This is a genomic window from Aurantiacibacter odishensis, from assembly GCF_003605195.1.
GTDB lineage: Bacteria > Pseudomonadota > Alphaproteobacteria > Sphingomonadales > Sphingomonadaceae > Alteraurantiacibacter > Alteraurantiacibacter odishensis.
Genome location: NZ_QYOS01000011.1, coordinates 1 through 4,546 on the forward strand (window position 1 = coordinate 1; position 4,546 = coordinate 4,546).

The window sequence follows — 4,546 nt, forward strand, 5'->3', positions numbered from 1 at the left end:
TGGACGATCCGGCAGTATGCGGGCTTTTCGACGGCGGAGGAATCGAACGCCTTTTATCGCCGTAACCTGGCGATGGGTCAGAAAGGCCTCTCGGTCGCTTTCGACCTTGCCACGCATCGCGGTTACGATTCGGATCACCCGCGCGTGCGCGGCGACGTGGGCAAGGCGGGTGTCGCCATCGATACCGTGCGCGACATGGAGATCCTGTTCGATCAGATCCCATTGGAAGAAATGAGCGTATCGATGACCATGAACGGGGCAGTGATCCCGGTCATGGCGTTTTACATCGTGGCGGCAGAGCGGCAGGGGGTCAGCCAGGAAAAGCTCAGCGGCACCATCCAGAACGACATCCTGAAGGAGTTCATGGTCCGCAACACCTACATCTATCCGCCAGCGCCATCGATGCGGATCGTGTCGGACATCATCGCCTACACATCTGCGCACATGCCGCGCTTCAACTCGATCTCGATCAGCGGCTATCACATGCACGAGGCAGGGGCGACGGCGGTGCAGGAACTCGCCTTCACCATTGCCGACGGCAAGGAATACGCCAAGCGCGCGATGGAAACGGGGCTCGATATCGACGCCTTTGCGCCGCGCCTGTCGTTCTTCTGGGGCATCGGCATGAACTTCTTCATGGAGATCGCCAAGATGCGCGCCGCGCGCCTGCTGTGGCACGAGGTGATGACCGAGCTTGGCGCGAAGAACGAGAAGTCCAAGATGCTGCGCACGCACTGCCAGACTTCGGGCGTATCGCTGCAGGAGCAGGACCCCTACAACAACGTGATCCGCACGACGCTGGAGGCGCTCTCTGCCGTGCTGGGCGGCACGCAGTCGCTGCACACCAATGCGCTGGACGAAGCCATTGCGCTGCCGACCGACTTCTCAGCCCGGATCGCGCGCAACACGCAGCTCGTGATCCAGGAAGAGACGGGCATCTGCAACGTCGCCGATCCGCTGGGTGGCAGCTACTATATCGAGGCGCTGACGAAACAGATCGCCGACAAGGCCCGCGAACTGCTGGCCGAAGTCGACGAGGCTGGCGGCATGACCGCCTACGTCGCCAGCGGCGCGCCCAAGGCGGCGATCGAATCCGCCGCTGCCGAGAAGCAGGCCAAGGTCGACAAGGGCGAGACGGTGATCGTCGGCGTCAACAAGTACCGCAAGGCCGAGGAAGACCCGATCGATACGCTCGATATCGACAACCACAAGGTCCGCGCATCGCAGGTCGCCCGCATCGAGAAGGTGCGCCAAGGCCGCGACGAAGCCGCTTGCCAGGCGGCGCTCGAGGCGCTGGTCGAAGGTGCTCGAAGCAACGACAACCTGCTTGCGCTGGCCGTGGAAGCCGCGCGCCACGATGCGACACTGGGCGAAATCTCCGCCGCGATGGAGAAGGCCTTCGGTCGCTACGACACGATCCCCACGCCGGTGAAGGGCGTCTATTCCAGCGCCTACGAAGGCGACGCGCGTTACGCGCAGGTGGTGGAGGGGGTGGAGGCCGTGGGCCGCCGCCTTGATCACAAGCCCCGTATCCTCGTCGCCAAGATGGGTCAGGACGGGCACGATCGCGGCGCCAACGTGATCGCATCTGCCTTTGCCGACATGGGGTTCGAGGTGATCAGCGGCCCGCTGTTCCAGACGCCCGAGGAAACGGCGAAGATGGCGCTGGAGCACGAGGTGGACGCCGTGGGCGCATCATCGCTGGCCGCCGGTCACAAGACGCTGATCCCGGAACTGATCGAACACCTGAAGGATGCAGGCCGCGCCGATATCAAGGTGGTGGCAGGCGGCGTAATCCCGCAGACGGACTACGACATCCTGAAAAAGGCCGGCGTGCAGGGTATCTACGGCCCCGGCACCAACGTGGTGGAAGCAGCCGCAGACCTGCTAAGGCTGCTCGGCCACAACATGCCGCCTGCCGACGACGAAATGGAAGCTGCCGAATAGGCCGCGAGGGGAGAGGACATGACCGACCATAGAATCGAAACGCTCACCATCCACGCCGGGCAGCAGCCTGATCCGACAACCAATGCGCGGATCACGCCGATCTACCAGACGGCGAGCTACGTCTTCAACGATGCCGAACACGCGGCGAACCTGTTCGCCCTGAAAGAATTCGGCAACATCTACTCCCGCATCATGAACCCCACCAACGATGCGCTGGAGCAGAAGATTGCCGCGCTCGAGGGCGGCGTGGGGGCGCTTGGGGTCGCTTCGGGCCATGCGGCGCAGCTGATCGCCTTCCACACCTTGATGGAGCCGGGCTGCAATATCGTCGCGGCGAAGAAGCTTTATGGCGGATCGCTCAACCAGATGGGCGAAAGCTTCCGCAAGTTCGGCTGGGAAACCCGCTTCGTCGATACCGACGATATCGAGAACGTGCGCGCGGCTATGGACGCCAAGACGCGCTGCGTCTTTATCGAAAGCCTAGCCAATCCGGGCGGCGTCGTCACCGATATCCAGGCCATCGCCGATATCGCACACGAGGGCGGGGTGCCGCTGATCGTGGACAACACCATGGCCAGCCCGGCGCTGTGCCGCCCGTTCGAGCACGGCGCGGATATCGTGACGCATTCGACCACCAAGTTTCTGAACGGCCACGGCAATGCGATTGGCGGCGTAATTGTGGACAGCGGCAAGTTCGACTGGAAAGCACAGGGCGACAAGTTCCCCAGCCTGACCCAGCCCAACGGCAGCTATCACGGCGCAGTGCTGGTCGACGCGCTGGAGCCTATCGGACCCTTAGCCTTCATCGTCGCCTGCCGCGTGCTGGGCCTGCGCGACCTTGGTCCGGCCATGGCCCCGCAGAACGCCTGGCTGGCGCTGACCGGCATGGAGACGCTGGCGCTGCGGATGGAGCGGCATTGCGAAAACGCGCTGGCGGTGGCCAAGTGGCTTGAGGCGCACGAAAAGATCGAATGGGTCAACTACGCCGGGCTGGACGACAACAAATACAAGCCGCTTGCCGACAAGTACCTTGGCGGCAAGGGCGGGGCAGTGTTCACCTTCGGCTTGAAGGGCGGCTACGAGGCAGGTGTGAAACTGGTGCAGGGCGTCGAGCTGTTCAGCCACCTCGCCAATATCGGCGACACGCGCTCGCTGATCATCCACCCTGCCAGCACCACGCACAGCCAGTTGGAAGGCGATGCGCTGGTGGCAGCAGGCGCAGGGCCGGACGTCGTTCGCATTTCCGTCGGCATCGAGCATGTCGACGATATCATTGCCGATCTCGAGAAAGGCTTGGCAAACATCTGATGTTCAAGAAAATCCTCATCGCCAATCGCGGCGAGATCGCGTGCCGAGTCATCAAGACGGCCAGGGCCATGGGTATCGAGACCGTGGCGGTCTATTCCGATGCCGATGCGCGCGCGCCTTTCGTGCAGATGGCGGACGAGGCCGTCCACATCGGGCCGCCACCTGCCAATGAGAGCTACCTGCTCGCCGACAAGATCATCGCCGCCTGCAAGCAGACCGGGGTCGAGGCGGTGCATCCGGGCTATGGCTTCCTCTCCGAACGCGCCAGTTTCGTCGAGGCGCTGGAGGCGGAGAACATCGCCTTCATTGGCCCGCCAGCCAGCGCGATTGCCGCGATGGGCGACAAGATCGAGTCCAAGAAGCTGGCCAAGCAGGCGGGCGTCAACACCGTGCCCGGCTCCGAAGATGCCATCGATACGACGCAAGAGGCGCTGAAAGTCTCCAACGAAATCGGCTATCCGGTGATGATGAAGGCCAGCGCAGGCGGCGGCGGCAAGGGCATGCGGCTTGCATGGAACGACAAGGACGTGGAGGAAGGGTTCGAGGCGACCAAGCGCGAGGGCCTCAACTCCTTCGGTGACGACCGCGTGTTCATCGAGAAGTTCATCGAGGACCCGCGCCATATCGAGATACAGGTGCTGGGCGACAAGCACGGCACGGTGCTGTATCTGAATGAGCGCGAGTGCTCTATCCAGCGTCGCCATCAGAAGGTGGTGGAAGAAGCGCCGTCGCCCTTCGTCACGCCCGAAATGCGCCGCAAGATGGGCGAGCAGGCCGTCGCTCTCAGCAAGGCCGTGGGCTATCACTCGGCAGGGACGGTGGAACTGATCGTGTCGGGCGCGGACCCGACGGGGGAGAGCTTCTACTTCCTCGAAATGAATACCCGACTTCAAGTGGAGCATCCCGTCACCGAAGCCATCACCGGTATTGATCTGGTGGAATACATGATCCGCGTGGCGGCGGACGAAAAGCTGCCGATGAGCCAGGACGATATCGGCATCGACGGCTGGGCGATCGAAAACCGCATCTATGCCGAAGACCCCTATCGCGGCTTCTTGCCCAGCACCGGGCGACTGGTGCGCTATGCCACCCCGGTCGAGCCGTGGGCGGGCGACCTTCGCGGTGTGGACGGTGTGCGGTTCGATTCAGGTGTGCAGGAAGGCGGCGAGGTGTCGATCTTCTACGATCCGATGATCGCCAAGCTGGTGACATGGGGCAGGACGCGCGACGAGGCGGCAGACCTTCAGATTGCGGCGCTGGACGCGGTGGAACTGGAAGGGCTTGGCCACAA

3 protein-coding genes are annotated in these 4,546 nt (G+C 63.2%); all 3 read left to right on the plus strand.

What is annotated here, in order from left to right:
• Window positions 1-1,947 (plus strand): methylmalonyl-CoA mutase (gene scpA / locus D4Q51_RS00145; protein ID WP_120075340.1); only part of this gene is annotated, 1,947 nt, incomplete at its 5' end.
• Window positions 1,948-1,965: 18 nt separating this feature from the next.
• Window positions 1,966-3,255 (plus strand): O-acetylhomoserine aminocarboxypropyltransferase, encoded by a 1,290-nt coding sequence (locus D4Q51_RS00150; protein WP_120075342.1) that lies wholly within the window; start codon window positions 1,966-1,968, stop codon window positions 3,253-3,255.
• The coding region (locus tag D4Q51_RS00155; RefSeq protein WP_120075345.1) for an acetyl-CoA carboxylase biotin carboxylase subunit at window positions 3,255-4,546 on the plus strand (1,292 nt) is incomplete at its 3' end. The genes D4Q51_RS00150 and D4Q51_RS00155, both read left to right, overlap by 1 nt.

Coding starts and splice junctions, on each gene's coding strand:
- D4Q51_RS00150 (WP_120075342.1), top strand. CDS start 1,966: ATGACCGACCATAGAATCGAAACGCTCACCATCCACGCCGGGCAGCAG.